Raw genomic sequence first — 18,143 nt, 5'->3', positions numbered from 1 at the left:
CCGGTCGGCTGCTCAGTCCGGCCGGAGCGTCCGCAGAGGCTCCTCTGCGCAGCGGCGCAGCAGTTCACTCAGCAGTGCCGCACTGCTCCAGCTGTTCCGGCTGACTCCATTCCGAGAGGTGTTGAAGAGGCATCGGAGTCCGGCAACGCGGCTCTGAATCTCGGACTGCTCCCAGATCAGCCGGCTCCGCAGCTGCGGGCAGCAGTTGCTCTCCAGCTGTTGGGAGATGCGGCGTTGACGGCCCAGGAGCCGATGACCGTGGCGAATGAGATCGCCCATCAGCACCGGGCCTGTGGAGGGTGAGGAAGCGGAGCGGGTCTCCATCGTGTGGCGTCAGCGGGCGTCAGCGGGCGTCAGCGAGCGTGAGGGGTAAGCGGTGGTGTCACTCGCGCCCGCAGCGGCAGGAGCTGCCCTTCCACTTGGAGCACTTGCTCTTCTTGCAGCCCTTCTTCTTGCTGGGCTGGGGCAGGGACTCGTTGCGGCTCATGACGGGAACAAGGGGTGAGGAACGGAGGAGCGGGGGACTCAGAAGGTCAGCGGACAGGCGGCGATCCAGTCGGGACAGAGGGTGAGCCCCTCCCGGCTGCCGCTGCCCTGCTGGAACACGCCGCGCTCGCGCAGCTTCGAGGCGATGCGGCTAGTGGTGACCCGGGTGGCACCGATCAGCTCACCCAGGCGCTCATGGGTCAGGCGGAAGGGGAGCTGACAGCCGGCGCGGGTGCGCCGGCCGATGCGGTGCACCAGCAGCGAGAGCAGCGCCTGCAGCCGCTGCTCGGCACTCACCAGGTGGCGGATCCTGAGCAGCTGCAGCGTCCACTCATTCACCGGGTCGCTCAGCCCGGCTTCACTGCGTTCCAGGCGTCGGAAGGAGAGATCGGTGAGGGCCTCCAGGCAGACGCCATCGCTGCAGAGGCGGTCGAACTGGAGCGTGTCTCCCTTCTGCAGGAAGGCCAGACTCATGCCATCGGTTTCCGGGCAGGCGCAGAACACACGGGCGATGCCGTCGTGCACCTGCAGCAGGGTGTCGCTCGCCTGGGAGGCCGGATCGAGCAACAGGGTTCGGCCCTCGGCCAGATGGATCACCGGGGTGGTGTCCGGATCGACGGGGCTGGTTGTGGTCCGCAGCGGGACCACAGTGCGCGTTGGGGGCTTTGAGGGAGCGAGGGTCAACGGGTGGGCTCCTGGGTGAGGGCAGGGCGACAGGGGTGTGCCGGAGGCAGGCTTCACCTGCACTTGAAAACCAATCGCAACTTACAGAGCCTCCCCGCCCTCTTGCAAGCGATTCGCAATAGCAGCTGTTGCTGCAACTGGATCTGTTCGCGGACCCTGATCCACGCAGCCACCGCGGCCTGAACAGTCCAGTGACGGCGTTCGCCCTGCGGCGCTTCAGGATGGGGCTGACAACGCACCCCTGGCATGAGTCACGCCCCCAGTTCCACCGGCCGCCTTCCGGTCACGGTGGTCACGGGTTTCCTCGGAGCTGGCAAGACCACCCTGCTGCGCCATCTGCTGGTGGAGAGCGGCCAGCGCCTGGCGGTGCTGGTGAACGAGTTCGGTGAGGTGGGCCTCGATGGCGAGCTGATCGCCTCCTGCGGCTTCTGCCCCGAGGAGGAGATCGAGGGGCGCCTGGTGGAGCTCACCAACGGCTGTCTCTGCTGCACCGTGCAGGACGACTTCCTGCCCACAATGGAGCGCCTGCTGGAGCGCCGCGAGCAACTGGATGGAATCGTGGTGGAAACCAGTGGCCTGGCCCTGCCCGAGCCGCTGGTGGATGCGTTCAACTGGCCCGAGATCCGCAGCCGCACCAGGGTGAACGGTGTGGTGACCGTGGTGGACGGCGAATCCCTGGCGGCCGGCTCCGTGGTGGCCGATCCCGCCGCTCTCGAGCAGCAGCGCCTGAATGATCCGAGCCTCGATCACGCCACCGCCATCGACGAGCTCTTCCGCGATCAGCTCCGGGCCGCCGACATGGTGCTGGTGAGCCGTTCCGATCGGATCGAAGCCGCCGCGCTCGACGGTGTGCGTCAGCAGCTGGCCCCATCGCTGCGCCAGGGCGTGCCCGTGCTCGGCATGGCCCGCGGCGAGGTGGACCCCGAGCTGGTGCTGGGCCTCAGTCCCCTGCCGCAGCACACCCATGCCGAGCACGACCACTCAGTGCACGACCACAGCCATGACGGCGGGGACCACGGCCATCACCATCACGATGACGACCACCACGAGCATCACGACCACACCCATGTGGCCATGCAGTCCCACATCGTATCAATTGATTGGGCCGTGCAGCGGCCTGAGTTGGAAGCGTTGGTTCGGCAGCTGATCGCCGATCAGGCCGTCGTGCGCCTCAAGGGGCGAGCACGGCTGCCGGGAAAACCTCACCCCCTGCATCTGTCCGCCGTGGGTCCCCGCCTCGACACCTGGTTCGAGCCCGCTCACGGCCTGCAGGAGGAGGCCCGTGACGGCGTGGAGTTGGTTCTGCTGGGACTGCAGCTGGATCGCGCCGCCATCGACGCTGCTCTGGAGGGCCTGCGGCGTCCGGCTGTCGCTCTTGGCTGAGCCCTCTCGAGTCGCCCGGATGAGGTCACATCGCTTCGGTGGGGCGACCGGGGGTCCTCAGAACTTGCGGTCGACCCACTGGGTGAACACGTACACGCCGATGAACATCGGCAGATAAGCGATCCACATGGACGGCAACTGCAGGCCGCTGTTGTTAATCAGCACCAGCCCCCCGTAACTCACCACCGCGTAGATCGATGCCCGCCGGATGGCGCCCACAGCCGGTTTCATTGCTGGACGGCCTTCAGAGCCTGCAGAGCCATCATCAGGTGGGCCCGGCACGCGCCCAGAGCCATCACCTGCTGCGGAGTCCGGCCTTCGGCCACCCGATCTGATCCGGCAGACACCTCTTGCATCAGCGTCGTCAGAGCGGCGGCCCACTCGGCGGGTGTCTCAGCCACGCTTGGTTTGTCGCTGTTGGCTTGATCGGCCACAGCGTCCTTCAGCAGACCCTGAAGACTCCTGTGGCTGATGGCGTCGGGAATGCTGGCCTCCATCCGTTGAATCCGAAGACAGGTTGACAAGCTATGCCGGTTGGCTCTGATGCTCCAGTTCGGTTGATGGCGCGGAAACCGACCATTGGCGTGACCCTGCTTGGCAATCACTGGTCTGACAGGTGACACCAGCTCCTCACGGTTCCGGGCCAGATCCTGCCAATGAGGAGCCCCACCATCAGCGGGGCACGAGCAGCGAGTCGCGCCCCTGATCCCCTTGAACAAACGCCTGCTTCGTGACCACCCTCCGAAGCTGGGGTGGAACGTTGGCTCCCCGGCTTTCAAGCCAGGCCACCAGCTGTGCACGGTTCCGGGGAATCGGCTGCTGTATCAAGGTCGTGATGTCTTGTTGTATCCATCGATACCATCAGCTCGCTGGAGCGCTCAAGTGCGGATCTCACATAAGACGTGAGGCATAGAGCTCACCCCTCAGGCTGTTGTGGCTCCGTGTTCAATGCGCTCTGCGCTTCCTCCAGGGCATGGCGGGTCTGCCGTTGCTGGGGCGTCGACGCCGGATGGCTGAAGCAAGCTCCAGCTGGCGCCAGCTGGAGCCCTTTGTGTTGTCTTCGCCGCATTGATGGCTACCAGTCGGAGGTCAAGCCAGAGAGATGAGTACAACGGCTCATCCCGCCGGGGCATCGGCAGGGCTAAATCTAAAGAGAACCTAAAGAGGCTCGAGCCGATGGGGATCTCTCGCAACCGCCACACGCTCATCGTCTATATCGATCGGCAGCCCTTCGCCTGCTGTCATGACCGTGGCGAGGCCCTCAGGGTCACCTCGGGCCTGCTGGGCACCCATCATCCCAAGCGCATCGCGGTTCTGCATGCCTGAAGGCCAGCTGGCACCTGGCCTGTGTCGTTCGATCGACGCCAAGGGCCAGGTGCCTGATGCTGTGGAATCAGGCCTCGCTCACCGTCGCTGCGCCTTGACCCATCAGCTTCTCCCTGTTGAACATGAACAGGCCGAAGGAGAAAGCGAAGGAGATGGCAAAAGTTGCCGGAATGTACAGATACCAGCGCTTCATCCCGATCCGCATGCCCTCCACGGCATAGAAGAGGAATGAGGCGATCAGAACCAGGGTCAGATCGGCGGCGATGAAGCCGGCTGATGCATTGGCCCAGACGCCGGCGGAAAACAGGTTCACGATCTCAATCGGATCGGTGAGGCCCAGGGCTTCGGTTTCCTTGATGAACTGAACAATGCACCACCACGGCCAGCCGATGCCGGCAAGTGTGACCAGTCCGTAGACAGCGAGCCGCAGCTTCTGCATGGGTCTCTTTAAGTTTCGTAAATCATCTCATGGCAAGAGTCGACGCTTTGTCTCATGCGGCACAGAAGGATGCTCCGTCCGGTTCCAGCACCCGAAGAGATGAGTCAGGCGATGGCCGGTGTCTGACGGTTGACGTCCGTCGATGGCGTCCGTGGATTGAGACTCTGCGCGGATTCAGAACTGGCCGATTCAGAGCTGCCCCAGACCGCGTTCACAGCTGGCTGAGATCGAGTCGCACCGGCCGGTAGGTCAGCAGGAAGTCCTCGCCCGGGATGCGCAGAGCGTGGATGCAATCGTCCTGGGTCATCCACATCCAGTCCTGGGAGCCATCCTCGTGGCTGGTGCTGACCGGGGCGCCATAGCGGGCCCGCAGGGCGGCGAGCACCTCGGAGCTGTCCTGCGGGGGAAGGGCCACAACCAGCCGCTGCAGTCCGGTTTCCGGTGCGATCAGCGCCCGCAGCCGGTGCACTGGCAATGCGCCCAGGTGCAGGTCCTCGCCGGTGTACACCACGCCCTCATCGCTGTGCTCGTGGATTTCCAGATCACAGTCGAGCTGCTGGCGCACGTCCACCACACCGCTGCCCCAGGCGAGGCCCATGGCGGCACTCCAGGCCGGCTGGGGGATCGCCAGTGTCATCACCACGGCCAGCAGGCAGGCCACCAGCGCTGGCTGGGGCCAGGCCAGGAACCACGGCCGACGCCAGCGGCCGGGGCTGGGGAGGGCGTTCATCGAATGGGCGCCGGAATGCTTCCCATGCTGGCCGCTGTCAGCCGTTCCGGCCCGGTCCTGTCAGGTTTCGCCGGGCAGGGGCAGGGGATACGTGCGCCAGGCCCGCTCGCCCTGGCCCGCCGGCGGCATCGGCAGGGGCCGGGCCAGCCGCCAGCTCTGGCGTTTCTCGCCCCGGGTCAGCACCAGATCGAAGGGGCTGTTGACCCGAACGGCATCGCCGGGGAGACGCCAGTCGAACTGACCGCTCAGATGCAGGGCTGCCGCGCCATCGATGCGCATCACCTCCTGGTCGCTGAGCCGCACCCGGCTCACCACTGGGGCGCCTTCCGCATCCAGCCGCAACGCGTCGGCGATCGAGGTCTGGGTCAGCTCGATCTGGAGGGCCAGCGCCTGCAGCACCACCGCGCGCGGCGGGTCCCCAGGCCCACCACAGGCGGTGAGCAGCAGGCTCAGCCCGATGGCGCTGGCCCAGCGGAGCAGCTGGCGGACGGGTCGGCTGGACGGACCGGGCAGCATGGGTGCGCAGGGGGGACACCACCATGATCGGCTGGCTGCGGGGCACGGTGCTGGAACGCTGGCAGGAGGGCACCCGGCTGGGGCTGCTGCTGGAGTGCGGCGGGGTGGGCTACGAACTGCAGGTGTGCCGCCGGGTCTGGGGTGCCCTGCCCGCGCCCGGACAGGACCTCTCGATGCATGTGCACACCCTGGCGCGCGACGAGGGCTGGCAGCTGATCGGCTTCGCCCGCCGCGCCGAGCGGGACCTGTTCCGTGATCTGATCGCCGTGAGCGGCATCGGTCCCCAGGCGGCCATGGCCTTGCAGGGGGAACTGGAGATGGAGGCCCTGACCGAGGCGATCGTGGTGGGCGACATCAAGGCCCTGACGCGCGCACCCGGCGTGGGCAAGCGCACGGCCGAACGCCTCTGCGTGGAGCTGCGCGAGCGTCTCTCCCGCCGCTTCGCGCTCGAGGCCCCCGGCGACAGCGGGCCGGTTCCTCTGCCGACCGCGGCCTCGGTGCACCTGGAGGTGCGCGAGACGCTCGAGGCCCTCGGCTACGACAGCCTGGAGATCCAGCGGGCCCTGCATGCAGTGGCCGGCCTGCCGGGTCTTCAGAACGAGAGCGATGGCGACGTGTGGGTGCGCGAGGCACTGAGAGCCCTCAGCCGGGCTGCGGCCTGATCCGGACTGGGAAGTTGGCGCGATACAGTGGTCAGCTGTGTTCAGCACCGCGTTCACTCACCGATCACCGCATGACGCTTGATACCGCCGCCAAGCAGGAGCTCATCAACACCCACCAGGTGCACAGCACCGACACGGGCTCTCCGGAGGTTCAGGTGGCGATGCTGAGTGAGCGCATCTCCCGCCTCAGCAGCCATCTGCAGAAGAACAAGCACGACTACTCCTCCCGCCAGGGCCTGCTGAAGATGATCGGCCAGCGCAAGCGTCTGCTCGGCTATGTGCGTGCCCACAGCGAGGAGCGCTACAGCACCCTGATCGGCAAGCTCGGCATCCGCGGCTGATCCGCGATCGCATCCATGGGCAAAGGCAAGGGCCGGGCCAGGCCGAAGGGCGGGGCGAACAAGCGACAGACCGCCCCGAAGCGCAGCCAGGCCGATCGGCCCCAGCCCGGCGGTGAGCCGTTCGCCGCCAGGGCCACTCCTCCCCAGAAGCCGGCCAGGCCGGCTCCCGCGCGCCGGAGCAGCCCCATTCCGGCTCAGGTGAGCGGACGGATGGCACGGCGGGTCGCCGTGTTCACCGGGGTGCCCTCCCTGCTCGCCATGGGCGTGTTCGTGGGCAGCTACCTGCTGGTGAGCCGCGGCGGCATGGAGATCCCTCCGGCGCTCACCCTGCTGGTGTCCGGAGCCTTCTTCCTACTCGGCCTGGTGGGACTCAGCTACGGCGTGCTCTCCGCCAGCTGGGACACGAACGCCCCCGGCAGCCTGCTCGGCTTCGAGCAACTGGGCGTGAACCTGGCCCTGCTGCGGGCCTCGATCCGGGTGCGGCAGGCCCCGGCCGCCTCAGGCGATCAGGGGGTCGCTGAGGCGCGCGCGAAATGACTCCCGCTCCAGGGTGGTGAGAGCCGCCTGGGGATCGGCCACGCAGAACTGGTGCCCCAGCCGCACGTACTGCGCCCCCCCGCCCACACGCACTTCGGCCACCACCGGCACCCGCACCCCGGCCTGATCCTGCTCCGGCCGGTGGCGCTGCAGGCACTCCCGCAGGCGGTGCTGAATCGCGATGTCGCCGGCCTGATCGCCTTCCAGCTGCACCAGCAGCAGACGCAGGTCATCGATGCTGCGGCAGTCCTCCACGATCAGCTGCACCCGGTCATCGCGGCGATCGACGTTGGCCCAGATCAGCAGCCGCGCATCCACCATCACGTGATCGGCCAGACGGGCGTAGGCCTTGGGGAAGAGCACCGCCTCACAGCTACCGCTCAGGTCCTCCAGCTGCAGCACAGCCATGCGGTCGCCCTTGCGGGTCGTGACCTGCCGCAGCTCCGGCACCATCGCCACCACACTGACGCGGGCCCGATCGGCCTGCTCCTCCAGGCTGCCCAGGCCGATGGGCGCCAGCAGCCGGGCCGGTGCACCCAGCTGACGCAGGGGGTGGTTGGAGAGGTAGAAGCCCACCAGCTCCTTCTCCAGCCGCAGCTTCTCGGTGGGCGGATAGTCCGGCACCGGGGCGGCCTTCGGGGCGGTGCTCTGGTCCATGCCGCTGGCCGCGGGGCCGGAATCCGTAGCGCCGCCGCCCATCAGGTCGAACAGGTTGCCCTGGCCGCTGGCCCGGTCGCGGGCGCGCGAGGCGGCCCAGTCGATCACCAGATCCAGATCCGCCATCAGCTGGGCCCGGTTGGCGGCCGGCTCGAGTGCATCGAGGGCGCCGCAGTGAATCAGGGCCTCCAGGCTGCGGCGGTTGAGCACGGTGGAGGGCAGCCGATCGCAGAGATCGGCGAGGGAGCGGAACGGCCCCTCCCGCTCCCGCTCCTGCAGCAGGGTGCGGATCGCGCCGTCGCCGAGATTGCGCACGGCGGAGAGGCCGAAGAGGATCCGATCGCCGGTGGGGGTGAAGTCGATGCCGGAACCGTTCACATCCGGCGGCATCACCTCGATCCCCATGGCCAGGCAGTTGGCGATGTAGCGCTGCACCTTGTCGGTGGAGCCGGCATTCACCGTCAGCAGGGCGGCCATGTAGGCCACCGGGTAGTGGGCCTTGAGGTAGGCCGTCTGATACGTCACCGCGCCGTAGGCGGTGGAGTGGCTCTTGTTGAAGCAGTACTCCGCGAACAGCACCATCTGATCGAAGAGGGCGTCGGCCACCGCTTCGTCCACACCGCGTGATGTGGCTCCCTCCACGAAGATGCCGCGGTGTTTCTGCATCTCGGCCACCTTCTTCTTGCCCATGGCGCGGCGCAGCAGGTCGGCCTCACCGAGGGAGTAGCCGGCCAGATCCTGGGCGATCCGCATGATCTGCTCCTGGTAGACCATGATTCCGTAGGTCTCACGCAGGATCGGCTCGAGCGCCTGGTGCGCCACCTCGATCACCTCGCGCCCGTGCTTGCGGTTGATGAACTTGGGGATCAGCCCGGCATCGAGCGGCCCCGGGCGGTAGAGCGCCAGGATCGAGGAGATGTCCTCCAGGGAGGAGGGCCGCAGATCGCGCACGATCTGGCGCATCCCGCTCGACTCCAGCTGGAAGATGCCCTCCAGATCACCCCGGGCCAGCAGGGAGAAGGTCTCCTCGTCCTCGAGGGGCAGATGCTCCGGATCGAGCCGTTCGCCGGTGCTCTGCTGCACCAGCGTCACGGTCTTGTCGATCATGGTGAGGTTCTTGAGGCCGAGGAAGTCCATCTTCAGGAGTCCCATCGACTCCACGTCCTCCATGAAGTACTGGGTGATCACCTGGCCGTCGTTGTTGCGCTGCAGCGGCACCAGTTCATCCAGAGGCTCCGCGGCGATCACCACCCCCGCGGCGTGCACCCCGAAGGTCTTGTTCGTGCCCTCGATGCGCCGGGCCATGTCGACCCAGTGGCGCACCGCCTCATCCTGCTCGTACTTCTCGCGGAACTCCGGACTCGGTGATTCCGGCCCGATCATCTCCGCCAGCTTGGCCGGCTTGCCCCGCACCACAGGGATCAGCTTGGCCAGGCGATCCGCATCGCCGTAGGGGATATCGAGCACCCGGGCCACATCCTTGAGCACCGCCTTGGAGGTCATGCGGTTGAAGGTGATGATCTGGGCCACCTTGTCCTCGCCGTAGCGGCGGGTCACATAGTCGATCACCTCGCCGCGGCGTTCGATGCAGAAGTCGGTGTCGATGTCAGGCATCGAGCGGCGTTCCGGGTTGAGGAAGCGCTCGAACAGCAGCCCGTTCCGCACCGGATCGATGGTGGTGATCCCGAGGGCGTAGGCCACCAGCGATCCGGCCGCCGATCCCCGGCCGGGTCCCACCGGGATGCCCTGTTCACGGGCGAAACGGATGTAGTCCCACACCACCAGGAAGTAGGTGGGGAAGCCCATCTGTTCCATCACCTCCAGCTCGTAGGTAAGGCGGGTCTGATAGCTCTCCTCGATCGGCGCATCGGGTTGCAGCTGCAGCTGCTCTCTCAGGCCGTTGTGAGCCACCTCGCTGAGATAGCTGAGGGGGGTGTACCCCTCGGGCACCGGGAAGCGAGGCATCTGCTGCCGGCCCAGGATGTCGTACGCCTCCACCTTGTCCGCCACGGCCACGGTGTTCGCCAGGGCCCGCTCCACCACGGCCGGATCGAGGTGGTCGGCGAAGAGCTGCCGCATCTCCGCCTCACTCTTGATGAACTCCGTGCCCGTGTAGCGCAGCCGCTTCGGTTCACTCAGCAGCTTGCCGGTGAGCACGCAGAGCAGGGCGTCGTGGGCCTCCACATCCGCCTTGCTGAGGTAGTGCGCATCGTTGGTGGCGACGATCTCGATGCCCAGCTCCCGGCCCAGGCGCACGATGCCGGTGTTGACGATGCGGTCCTCCGGCGAGCCGTGATCCTGGATCTCCAGATAGAAGTCGTCGCCGAAGACGCTCTGATACCAGAGGGCCACCTCGCGGGCCACCTCCGGCCGGCCCCGCAGAATCGCCTGGGGGATCTCACCGCCGAGGCAGGCGGTGGCCACGATCAGGCCCTCGCTGTGGGCCTTGAGGGTCTCCTTGTCGATGCAGGCCCTGGAGAAGATGCCACGCCCGCGCATGCCCTGCAGGTGGCTGATGCTCGTGAGCTTCACGAGGTTGCGGTAGCCCTGGGTGGTCTTGGCCAGCACCACGAGGTGATAGCGGCGCTCCCGCTTCTGCTGGGGGTCCTGCAGAGAGCCGTTGATCACGTACATCTCGTTGCCGATGATCGGCTTGATCCCGGCCGCCGTGCAGCGCTTCAGCAGCTCGATCGCGCCATACATCACGCCGTGATCCGTCAGGGCCAGCGCCGGCAGGTTGAGCTCCTTCGCCCGCTCCACCATCTGGGGCAGCTGGGAGGCGCCGTCGAGAAGGCTGTAGTCGCTGTGGTTGTGGAGGGGAACGAACGCCAAGGCCACCCGATCACAGGCGCACCCACCTTAGGGGCCGTCGCCACCGGTGGTGCCCGGCAGGGCGCTGGTTCTCCGGGTGCCCCAGATGTGGTGCCCTGATCGGCGCTCAGGCGAGCAGGGGGGCCTCCGGGATGCGGGCGCCCGCCGGAGCCGTGGCGCTCACCGCCGCGGCGCTCTCGTACTGATGGGCCAGCTGCAGCAGGCGGGGCTCATCGAGCACATTGCCGATGAGCTGCAGGCCGATCGGCAGCCCGGCGCCATCGAAGCCGCAGGGCAGGCTGATGGCGGGCAGGCCCGCCAGGTTGGCCGGGATGGTGAGCAGGTCCGCCAGGTACATGGCCAGCGGGTCATCCGCATGGCTGCCGGCGCTGAAGGCGGTGGTGGGTGAGGTGGGTGTGAGCAGCACATCCACCTGCTCGAAGGCGGTGTCGAAATCGCGCCGGATCAGGGTGCGGAGCCGCTGCGCTTTCTTGTAGAAGGCATCCACATAGCCCGCCGAGAGGGCATAGGTGCCGATCAGGATGCGGCGCTGCACCTCCTCGCCGAACCCCTCGGCCCGGCTGCGGGCGGTCATGGCGGCGAGGTTGTCGCAGTCGGCGGCGCGGTAGCCGTACTTCACGCCGTCGTAGCGGGCCAGGTTGGCGGAGGCCTCCGATGGGGCGATCACGTAATAGGTGGCGATGCCGGCGGTGAAGCGCGGGCAGCTCACCTCCACCAGCTCGCAGCCGAGACGCTCCAGCTGGGCGGCGGCGGCCCGCACCGAGTCGGCCACCTCGGGGCTGAGGCCCTCCTGCTCGAAGCACTCCCGGATCAGCCCCACCCGGAGCCCTTTCACGGGGGCCTCGAGACCGGAGCGGTAGTCGGGCACCGGCACATCGAGGCTGGTGGCATCGCGCGGGTCATGGCCGGCGATCACCTGCAGCACCTCGGCGGTGTCCGCCACCGAGGTGGTCATCGGGCCCACCTGATCCAGGGAGCTGGCGAAGGCCACCAGTCCCCAGCGGCTGACGCGGCCGTAGGTGGGCTTGAGCCCCACCACACCGCAGAACGCCGCCGGCTGACGGATCGAGCCGCCGGTGTCCGAACCGAGGGCCGCGACGCAGCTGCCGGCCGCCACGGCGGCGGCGCTGCCGCCCGAGCTGCCGCCGGGCACCCGGCCCAGGTCCCAGGGGTTGGAGCTGGCGCCGAAGGCGGAGGTCTCGGTGGAGCTGCCCATGGCGAACTCATCGAGATTGGTCTTGCCGATCAGCACCGCACCGGCATCCCAGAGCCGCTGGGTCACCGTCGATTCGTAGGGGGGAACGAAGTGCTCGAGCATGCGGCTGGAGCAGGTGGTGCGGATGCCGCGGGTGCAGAGGTTGTCCTTGATCGCGATCGGCAGTCCCGCCAGCGGCGGCAGGCTCTCGCCCCGGGCCCGGGCGGCATCCACGCGATCGGCATCCGCCAGGGCCCGCTCGCTCGTCACCTCCAGGTAGGCGTGCACATCGCCGTCCACGGCACGAATCCTGGCCAGTGCCCGCTCGGTCAGATCACGGGCGGACACCTCGCCACGCTCCAGGCGTGAGCGCCACTCGGCGATCCCCATTCTTCCGCTGCCTGCTGGTTTTGGCCGACGCTATCAGCCGGGCTCGGCCTCGATCGTGAGGGGTTCGCCGCGCCGGGTGCGCAGGATGGCGTGATCCATCGAGCCGGGAGCCTCCTCCTTCAGATCCGCCAGAAAGCCCGCCAGAGCCTTCTCCAGCCCGGAGCGACGCAGGAAGGGGCCGAACCAGTAGGTCACATCGGGAGAGCGCGTCTCCACCCGCGCCCACCAGGCCACCCCAAGTCCGTTGGCGATGGCGCGGAGAGGCCGGATCAGCAGTGCCGTCATGGCTGGGGAGGGGGGAAGGAGGGCTCTGGCGGAGCCAACGGGCTCATTCTGGTGCCCGGCCCTCCGACGGCCTGTGCTCCAGGCAGCCGGAAGCGGGGGGACAGAGAGCGGGCATCGGAGTCCGGGCGTCAGAGGCTGATGTCGTCGAGGAAGGGGCCGGTGGATCCGGACTCCGCTGCTGCTGGGGGCCAGAGCGGCTCCGGTTGGTCTGCAGCCGGTTGGTCTGCAACCGGTTGCTCCGCGACCGCCGGCTGCGCGGATGGGTTCTCCGGCTCCGGGTTGTCCGGCTGGGCAGGTGCTGCGCCGGACAGCGGTGGTTGGTCCGTCTCCGGGGTGGTGGTGGCCTCCGGTTGGTCAGAAGGCTCAACACGCTCAGAAGGTTCAGCAGCCACCGAGTCAGCGGGCTCAGCAGGCTCAGCGACCACCGAGTCACCGGTCGCCACCGGGTCCTCGGAAGCCACCGGGTCTGGGGCATCCACAACGTCCGCGGGGGCCACCGGCTCGGGCACCTCAACTGTGTCCACGGTGCCCCCCTCCGCGTCCCAGGCGTCATCCGCTCTTGGGGCGCCCTCCATGGATGGCTCTCCAGGGGCCTGTGCCGCTTCCTCCGCAAGGACCGCCGCAGAAGCTGGCGTCGCTGCTGCGTCCGCTCCAGGAGACCCGTCCGCCAGCTCGCTCAGCGTTGTGGCGGTTGCAACAGCCGGGACCGCGTCGACGCCGGGTCCCGGCTCCGGCGGCGCGGGCGGGTTGGGGGCCGCCACCTTGGGACGGTTGATGCGGGGGGCGCGGGCCTGTCCGCTCAGACCGCGCATCCAGCCGCGCCGCGCCACCTCGTACACCACGATCGCCGTGGCGACCGAGGCGTTGAGGCTCGGTGTCACACCGCGCAGCGGGATGCGCACCAGCTGGTCGCAGTGGCGCCGCGTGAGAAGTGACAGGCCGCTCTCCTCCGAGCCGGTCACCACCACCAGGGGGCCGTCGAGATCGGCTTCCGCCAGCGTCAGCTGGCCCTCCTCCGCCAGCCCGATCACGCGGTAGCCGGCCTGCTTCAGCGATTCGAGCGACCGGTTCAGATTCACCACCCGCGCCACCGGCAGGTGCTCCAGGGCCCCGGCGGCCACCTTGGCCACCGAGCCGGTGAGCCCGGCGGCGCGGCGCTGGGGCAGCACCATGCCGTGGGCCCCGAAGGCCTCGGCGCTGCGCATGATGGCTCCGAGATTGTGGGGATCGGTCAGGCCGTCCACCGCCATCAGCAGCGGCGGCTCGCCCAGCTCGCCGCAGGCCTCGATCAGGGTGGGCAGGTCCAGGCACTCGGCGGCTGCGGTCTGCAGGGCGATGCCCTGGTGCACCGCACCGGAGGTGATCTGACCGAGCCGGGCCCAGCTCACCTCCTCCACCAGCACGCCCGAGCTCTTGGCGTCGCGCAGAAGCTGCAGGAACCGGCCCGAGGAGCGGATGTCGCCGGTGCACCAGATGCGGTGGATCGGCCGGCCGCTCTCCAGGGCCGCCTGCACCGCATGGCGGCCCCAGAGGATGTCGTCGGCCCGGGTGGCCTCGGCGCTGAAGCGTTCCGCCTCCCCGGTCGGTGCCGGCAGGTTGCGCTCAGGGGTGCGGTCCGCACCGGGCCGGCGGATCAGCGAGGCCCGTGCCTGGCTGTGGCGGGTGTCCGGGCGCCGGCCGTCGAAACGGCGGCTGTCCGGCCGGCGTCCCTCGAAGCGCCGGCTCTCGAAGCGTCGGCCCTCGGGGCCACTGCGCGGCGTGCGAGGCCGGTCGCTGCGGAAACGATCCCCCCTCGGACGATCGGAGCCGAAGCGATCGGAACCGAACCGATCGCTGCCCCCGGCGCGCTCACCCGACCCGCCCCGGTCGCGGCGGTAGCGCTCGCCGCCCCCGCCCCCGCCCCCACGACTGCGGTCCGCCCGGCCGTCCCGACCCTCCCTGGGCGGGCCCTCCCTCGGCGGACCCTGACGAGGCCCGTCCCAGCGCGAGGGTTTGCGGCGACGGTCAGGATGGGCGCTCATTGGAGGCGAGGGAGGGTTCGGGATCGGGCACGCTCTCCTCCAGCTGCTCCAGCAGCTGCGCCAGACGGCAGGGATTGACGAGAAAGAGCCAGCCGATCATTGTCTCAAACCCCGTCGCCTGCGCATAGGTGGCCGGTGGGATCGAGCGGGGTCCCCGCCCGGCCCGGTTCCTGCCCCGGCGAGCCATCTCCCTCTCCTGGTCGTTCAGCCATGGATCGAGGCGCTGCAGCTGCTGCGCCTGGGTGCCGGCCCGCACGCTCTCCACCGTGGCCGCATGGAGGGCACCGGCCCGGGCGGCCTGGAAACAGCGGCGTCGCCGCTGGTGCAGCTCCCAGACCGCATCGCCCAGCCAGGCCAGCTGAAGCGGGCCCAGGTCGGAGGCATCGCCCCGACGTGCGGCTCCCGTCAGCCAGTCGGTGCTGCTTGGTGCCTCAGGCCGCAAGATCCTGCAGAGCCGAGGCCAGGTCGTCCTTGAGGTGCAGGAACGACTCCAGCCGCACCAGCTTCACGGTCTGGACCACCCGGGCGTTGCCCACCACCAGGAAGCGAACCCCTGCCTCGCTGCACTGGCGGGCCACCTGAACGAGGGAGCCCAGGCCCGAGGAATCGATGAAATCGATCTTGCTCAGATCGACGATCACCGGGGAGGACTCGCCCTCGAGCCCCTCGCGCACGAAATCCAGGAACTGCTTCTCGGAGTAGGCGTCGAGCTGTCCGGTGAAGTGGAAGACGTGACAACCCTCCCTGGACTCCATGCCGCCTCGCAGAGAGACGGTCAAGCGCTGAAGGTCGCTAATGGCTCCTGGCCCCTGGCGAGACTTGCGCAGGAGTGTAGTGATGCGGACCGCTCCGCGCCCGAAGCCACAACAGGGCGTTTCATCCCGCCCGCCCCAGGAGCGGGCGGGCGGCTAACGGCGGCTGGCCATCAGGGCCACGAAGCGGCCGAAGTGATGGTCCGCATCATGCGGGCCGGGACTGGCTTCCGGGTGGTACTGCACCCCGATGATCGGCTTGTGCCGGTGCGCCAGCGCCGCCACGGTGCGGTCGTTCAGGTTGAGATGTGTGATCTCCAGCTCCGAGGCATCGAGGGAATCCGGATCGAGCGCGAAGCCGTGGTTCTGGCTGGTGATCTCCACCACGCCGGGGCGACCGCAGGGGTGGTTGAGGCCGCGGTGGCCGTAGCCCAGTTTGAAGGTGGTGCCGCCGAGGGCCAGGCCGAGGATCTGATGGCCCATGCAGATGCCGAACAGAGGCAGGTCGTCCTGAGCGATCAGGCCTTTGGCCAGCTCGATGCCGCGCTTGACCGCCGACGGGTCTCCGGGGCCGTTGGAGAGAAACACCCCCTCCGGCCGGTGCGAAAGGATTGCCTCCACGGTGCTGGAGGAGGGCACCACGGTGACCTCACAGCCGTGGGCCACCAGTCGATCGAGGATGGCCCGCTTGATGCCGAAGTCCACCGCCACCACGCGATGGGGCTCGCCGCCGGAGGCCTTCAGGCGCTGGTCGAAGCGGGCTTCACAGGGGCGGCTCCAGGTGTAGGGCTCGGCGGTGCTCACCGTGTCCGCCAGGTTGAGGCCGCTCATCTGGGGCGCGCTGCGCACCTGCTCCAGTAGCTCCGCCGGTGCGGTGCCGTCGCTGCTGATGGCGCCGTTCATGGCACCGGTCTCCCGCAGGTGACGCACCAGCCGGCGGGTGTCGAGGCCCGAGATGCCCACCACCCGGTGCTCCTCCAGCCAGTCCGCCAGGGTCTGGCTGGAGCGCCAGCTGCTCGGCACCGGCGCGAGCTCGCGGGCGATCACCCCCCGCACCTGCGGCCGGCTGGCCTCCATGTCCTCCTCATTGACGCCGGTGTTGCCCAGCTCCGGGTAGGTGAAGGTGACCAGCTGGCCCGAGTAGCTGGGATCGGTCATCACCTCCTGGTAGCCGGTCATGCCGGTGTTGAAGACCACCTCACCGAGGCTGGTGCCGCAGGCGCCGAAGGCCTGACCGCGGAACACCAGCCCGTCGGCCAGCACCAGAACCGCCTCCCGCGGTGCACCGCCGGTTCCGGTGCTCGCAGGGGCTGCGGAAGCGGTTGCCGTCATCAGGACGCTGCCAGTGAATGGATCATGCCCCGTCCCCGGTGCTCAGAACGTTCCTGAGGGACACAAGCCGCTGCCAGGGCTCCCCGGCCGCCAGGCTGCCCCGGGCCCGCGCCAGTCCCTCGCTCCAGGATCCGGCCGTTCCCGCCGCCCAGAGCACCAGGGCGGTGTTGAGGGCCACCACATCGGCCTGGGGCCGGGTTCCCTCTCCCCTGAGCACGGCCTCCAGGATCGCCGCGTTCCGCTGACGATCCCCCCCCGCCAGTGCCGCCAGCGGAGCGGTCTCCAGTCCGAGGCTGTCCGGGTCGAGCCGGTCCGTCCGCACGGCACCGTGCTCCACCAGGCGCAGGTCGCTGGGGCCGGAGAGCGACGCCTCGTCCAGGCCGCCGGCTCCGTGCACCACCACGGCCCGCTGCATGCCCATCCGTGCCAGGGCCTCGGCCATCGGGTCGAGCAGGTCCGCCCGGGCCACACCCAGCACCTGAGCATCCGGGCGCAGCGGGTTCACCAGCGGTCCCAGCAGGTTGAAGACGGTGCGGATGCCCAGTTCCCGCCGCAGGGGAGCCAGGGAGGCCAGGGCCGGATGCCACGACGGCGCGAAGAGAAAGGTCAGCCCGGCCGCATCGATGGCGCCCACCACCTGTGCCTGGCCCGCGCTCAGGTTCAGGCCGAGATCCTCGAGCACATCGGCTGATCCCACCCGACCGCTGGCGCTGCGGTTGCCGTGCTTCGCGATGCGCACCCCGCAGGCGCTCGCCGTGAAGGCCACTGCGGTGGAGATGTTGAAGCTGTCGGCTCCGTCACCGCCCGTGCCGCAGGTGTCCACCAGGGCACCGGCCGGCCGGGGCACCTCCAGGGCACTGGCGGCCTGCAGCACCCGGGCCATGGCGGCCAGCTCGCCGCCGCTCAGGCCCTTGGCGCGCAGGGCGGTGAGCAGCGCTGCCCCGAGGACGGGGCTGAGGGCGCCGGCGAGCCAGGCCCGCATCAGGGCCTCCGCCTGTGCCTCCTCCAGATCGGTTCCGGCCAGAAGCTGCTCCAGCAGGGCGGGCCAGGAGGCGATGGTCTCGGTCATGGGGCTGGGTGGAGGCAGAAAAAAACCCGGGTGCAGGGCACGCCGGGCCGGGTGATGGGGACGATCTCATGATCCCCCATTCCTGCATCGGCGAGGCCGACGTCACGACATGGCGACGGCCGTTCAGGGGCCGGTCTGATCGGCCGTGTCGAAGCCGGACCCCACGGCCTCCTGCTGGCCGGAGCCCGGCCGGTGGCCGCTCTCCCACAGGGCGCGGGCCCTGCCGTTGAGCTCCTGCCGGCTCAGGCCCCAGAGCCGCAGCGCCTTGCTGAGGTCATCCCGGATGTCGGCGGCGCCCGGAAACCCGTCGTAGCGGATCAGCAGCCGGGCCAGATCGACCACATCGTCGCTGCCGGGCTCGGCCGCCGCCAGGAGACGGTCGGTGATGGCCCGGTCCTGTTCATAGAGAGGATGGTTCTGCTCGTCGCTCATGGCGGGTCGTGGGTTCGGTGGAGACGGTCACTGCTGCACGGTCACTGCGGCAGGGTCACTGCGGCAGGGTCACC

The 18,143-nt window shown here is 68.9% G+C and carries 21 protein-coding genes; 5 read left to right on the top strand and 16 right to left on the bottom strand.

Features of this window, described 5'->3' with window-relative positions; translation table 11 throughout:
• Positions 1-12: 12 nt before the first annotated feature.
• Entirely contained in the window at positions 13-324 is a 312-nt protein-coding gene (locus tag EVJ50_RS03800) for a hypothetical protein (protein ID WP_150882430.1), read from the bottom strand.
• Positions 325-525: 201 nt separating this feature from the next.
• Positions 526-1,134, bottom strand: a complete 609-nt coding sequence (locus EVJ50_RS03795) for a Crp/Fnr family transcriptional regulator (protein WP_370455583.1) — start codon at positions 1,132-1,134, stop codon at positions 526-528.
• A gap of 282 nt (positions 1,135-1,416) precedes the next feature.
• Here EVJ50_RS03795 and cobW point away from each other — a divergent pair, with 282 nt between their 5' ends.
• Positions 1,417-2,553, top strand: a complete 1,137-nt coding sequence (gene cobW / locus EVJ50_RS03790; RefSeq protein ID WP_150882429.1) for a cobalamin biosynthesis protein CobW — start codon at positions 1,417-1,419, stop codon at positions 2,551-2,553.
• Between the two features lie 57 nt (positions 2,554-2,610).
• Here the strand turns inward: cobW and EVJ50_RS14500 are convergent, their stop codons facing one another.
• Complete coding sequence (locus tag EVJ50_RS14500) at positions 2,611-2,784, bottom strand: hypothetical protein (protein ID WP_191964856.1); 174 nt, start codon at positions 2,782-2,784, stop codon at positions 2,611-2,613.
• Positions 2,781-3,158, bottom strand: a complete 378-nt coding sequence (locus EVJ50_RS03785; protein WP_150882428.1) for a hypothetical protein — start codon at positions 3,156-3,158, stop codon at positions 2,781-2,783. The genes EVJ50_RS14500 and EVJ50_RS03785 overlap by 4 nt, the downstream gene beginning before the upstream one ends.
• 571 nt (positions 3,159-3,729) lie before the next feature.
• On the opposite strand from EVJ50_RS03785, the gene EVJ50_RS14495 reads away from it, so the two are divergent.
• The gene (locus EVJ50_RS14495; protein ID WP_191964855.1) at positions 3,730-3,879 is read left to right on the top strand and encodes a hypothetical protein; all 150 of its coding nucleotides are present in this window, start codon (positions 3,730-3,732) and stop codon (positions 3,877-3,879) included.
• A 67-nt stretch (positions 3,880-3,946) separates the two neighbouring features.
• On the opposite strand, the gene EVJ50_RS03780 is transcribed toward EVJ50_RS14495, so the two are convergent.
• The 3 genes from EVJ50_RS03780 to EVJ50_RS03770 all read right to left on the bottom strand — a co-directional run bounded on the left by EVJ50_RS03780 (position 3,947) and on the right by EVJ50_RS03770 (position 5,564).
• Entirely contained in the window at positions 3,947-4,318 is a 372-nt protein-coding gene (locus EVJ50_RS03780) for a DUF2834 domain-containing protein (protein ID WP_150882427.1), read from the bottom strand.
• A gap of 211 nt (positions 4,319-4,529) precedes the next feature.
• Positions 4,530-5,048: a hypothetical protein gene (locus tag EVJ50_RS03775; protein ID WP_150882426.1), complete on the bottom strand. Its 519-nt coding sequence runs from the start codon at positions 5,046-5,048 to the stop codon at positions 4,530-4,532.
• A 60-nt stretch (positions 5,049-5,108) separates the two neighbouring features.
• Positions 5,109-5,564: a hypothetical protein gene (locus tag EVJ50_RS03770; RefSeq protein WP_150882425.1), complete on the bottom strand. Its 456-nt coding sequence runs from the start codon at positions 5,562-5,564 to the stop codon at positions 5,109-5,111.
• Positions 5,565-5,587: 23 nt separating this feature from the next.
• Here EVJ50_RS03770 and ruvA point away from each other — a divergent pair, with 23 nt between their 5' ends.
• From ruvA to EVJ50_RS03755, 3 genes are all read left to right on the top strand, one after another.
• Positions 5,588-6,226, top strand: a complete 639-nt coding sequence (ruvA, locus tag EVJ50_RS03765) for a Holliday junction branch migration protein RuvA (protein ID WP_150882424.1) — start codon at positions 5,588-5,590, stop codon at positions 6,224-6,226.
• A 71-nt stretch (positions 6,227-6,297) separates the two neighbouring features.
• The gene (rpsO, locus tag EVJ50_RS03760; protein ID WP_150882423.1) at positions 6,298-6,567 is read left to right on the top strand and encodes a 30S ribosomal protein S15; all 270 of its coding nucleotides are present in this window, start codon (positions 6,298-6,300) and stop codon (positions 6,565-6,567) included.
• 15 nt (positions 6,568-6,582) lie between these two features.
• Positions 6,583-7,104, top strand: a complete 522-nt coding sequence (locus EVJ50_RS03755; RefSeq protein ID WP_150882422.1) for a PAM68 family protein — start codon at positions 6,583-6,585, stop codon at positions 7,102-7,104.
• On the opposite strand, the gene EVJ50_RS03750 is transcribed toward EVJ50_RS03755, so the two are convergent.
• The 9 genes from EVJ50_RS03750 to EVJ50_RS03710 form a co-directional block, all read right to left on the bottom strand.
• Complete coding sequence (locus EVJ50_RS03750; RefSeq protein ID WP_150882421.1) at positions 7,066-10,593, bottom strand: DNA polymerase III subunit alpha; 3,528 nt, start codon at positions 10,591-10,593, stop codon at positions 7,066-7,068. The two genes, EVJ50_RS03755 and EVJ50_RS03750, sit on opposite strands and share 39 nt — an antisense overlap.
• 106 nt (positions 10,594-10,699) lie before the next feature.
• Positions 10,700-12,178 (bottom strand): Asp-tRNA(Asn)/Glu-tRNA(Gln) amidotransferase subunit GatA, encoded by a 1,479-nt coding sequence (gene gatA, locus EVJ50_RS03745; RefSeq protein WP_150882420.1) that lies wholly within the window; start codon positions 12,176-12,178, stop codon positions 10,700-10,702.
• Positions 12,179-12,211: 33 nt separating this feature from the next.
• Positions 12,212-12,463 (bottom strand): DUF1816 domain-containing protein, encoded by a 252-nt coding sequence (locus EVJ50_RS03740; protein ID WP_150882419.1) that lies wholly within the window; start codon positions 12,461-12,463, stop codon positions 12,212-12,214.
• 128 nt (positions 12,464-12,591) lie between these two features.
• Positions 12,592-14,484 (bottom strand): 23S rRNA (guanosine(2251)-2'-O)-methyltransferase RlmB, encoded by a 1,893-nt coding sequence (rlmB, locus tag EVJ50_RS03735; RefSeq protein ID WP_150882418.1) that lies wholly within the window; start codon positions 14,482-14,484, stop codon positions 12,592-12,594.
• Positions 14,468-14,926, bottom strand: coding sequence for a ribonuclease III domain-containing protein (locus EVJ50_RS03730; protein ID WP_370455581.1), 459 nt, complete (start codon positions 14,924-14,926; stop codon positions 14,468-14,470). Before EVJ50_RS03730 ends, rlmB begins: the two co-directional genes overlap by 17 nt.
• Positions 14,916-15,263, bottom strand: a complete 348-nt coding sequence (locus tag EVJ50_RS03725) for an STAS domain-containing protein (protein WP_225323067.1) — start codon at positions 15,261-15,263, stop codon at positions 14,916-14,918. The genes EVJ50_RS03730 and EVJ50_RS03725 overlap by 11 nt, the downstream gene beginning before the upstream one ends.
• A gap of 129 nt (positions 15,264-15,392) precedes the next feature.
• Positions 15,393-16,568 (bottom strand): glutamine-hydrolyzing carbamoyl-phosphate synthase small subunit, encoded by a 1,176-nt coding sequence (gene carA / locus EVJ50_RS03720; RefSeq protein ID WP_150882417.1) that lies wholly within the window; start codon positions 16,566-16,568, stop codon positions 15,393-15,395.
• A 22-nt stretch (positions 16,569-16,590) separates the two neighbouring features.
• Complete coding sequence (trpD, locus tag EVJ50_RS03715) at positions 16,591-17,637, bottom strand: anthranilate phosphoribosyltransferase (protein WP_150882416.1); 1,047 nt, start codon at positions 17,635-17,637, stop codon at positions 16,591-16,593.
• 123 nt (positions 17,638-17,760) lie between these two features.
• Entirely contained in the window at positions 17,761-18,069 is a 309-nt protein-coding gene (locus EVJ50_RS03710) for a DUF3288 family protein (protein WP_150882415.1), read from the bottom strand.
• Between the last annotated feature and the right edge of the window lie 74 nt (positions 18,070-18,143).

The organism is Synechococcus sp. RSCCF101 (assembly GCF_008807075.1).
In the GTDB taxonomy this organism is placed as follows: domain Bacteria; phylum Cyanobacteriota; class Cyanobacteriia; order PCC-6307; family Cyanobiaceae; genus RSCCF101.
This window is presented reverse-complemented; position numbering and strand designations above follow the sequence as displayed.

Coding starts and splice junctions, on each gene's coding strand:
- rlmB (WP_150882418.1), bottom strand. CDS start 14,484: ATGAGCGCCCATCCTGACCGTCGCCGCAAACCCTCGCGCTGGGACGGG.
- EVJ50_RS14500 (WP_191964856.1), bottom strand. CDS start 2,784: ATGAAACCGGCTGTGGGCGCCATCCGGCGGGCATCGATCTACGCGGTG.
- EVJ50_RS03780 (WP_150882427.1), bottom strand. CDS start 4,318: ATGCAGAAGCTGCGGCTCGCTGTCTACGGACTGGTCACACTTGCCGGC.
- EVJ50_RS03755 (WP_150882422.1), top strand. CDS start 6,583: ATGGGCAAAGGCAAGGGCCGGGCCAGGCCGAAGGGCGGGGCGAACAAG.
- EVJ50_RS03770 (WP_150882425.1), bottom strand. CDS start 5,564: ATGCTGCCCGGTCCGTCCAGCCGACCCGTCCGCCAGCTGCTCCGCTGG.
- trpD (WP_150882416.1), bottom strand. CDS start 17,637: ATGACCGAGACCATCGCCTCCTGGCCCGCCCTGCTGGAGCAGCTTCTG.
- gatA (WP_150882420.1), bottom strand. CDS start 12,178: ATGGGGATCGCCGAGTGGCGCTCACGCCTGGAGCGTGGCGAGGTGTCC.
- EVJ50_RS14495 (WP_191964855.1), top strand. CDS start 3,730: ATGGGGATCTCTCGCAACCGCCACACGCTCATCGTCTATATCGATCGG.
- EVJ50_RS03740 (WP_150882419.1), bottom strand. CDS start 12,463: ATGACGGCACTGCTGATCCGGCCTCTCCGCGCCATCGCCAACGGACTT.
- EVJ50_RS03710 (WP_150882415.1), bottom strand. CDS start 18,069: ATGAGCGACGAGCAGAACCATCCTCTCTATGAACAGGACCGGGCCATC.
- EVJ50_RS03775 (WP_150882426.1), bottom strand. CDS start 5,048: ATGAACGCCCTCCCCAGCCCCGGCCGCTGGCGTCGGCCGTGGTTCCTG.
- carA (WP_150882417.1), bottom strand. CDS start 16,568: ATGACGGCAACCGCTTCCGCAGCCCCTGCGAGCACCGGAACCGGCGGT.
- rpsO (WP_150882423.1), top strand. CDS start 6,298: ATGACGCTTGATACCGCCGCCAAGCAGGAGCTCATCAACACCCACCAG.
- ruvA (WP_150882424.1), top strand. CDS start 5,588: ATGATCGGCTGGCTGCGGGGCACGGTGCTGGAACGCTGGCAGGAGGGC.
- EVJ50_RS03800 (WP_150882430.1), bottom strand. CDS start 324: ATGGAGACCCGCTCCGCTTCCTCACCCTCCACAGGCCCGGTGCTGATG.
- cobW (WP_150882429.1), top strand. CDS start 1,417: ATGAGTCACGCCCCCAGTTCCACCGGCCGCCTTCCGGTCACGGTGGTC.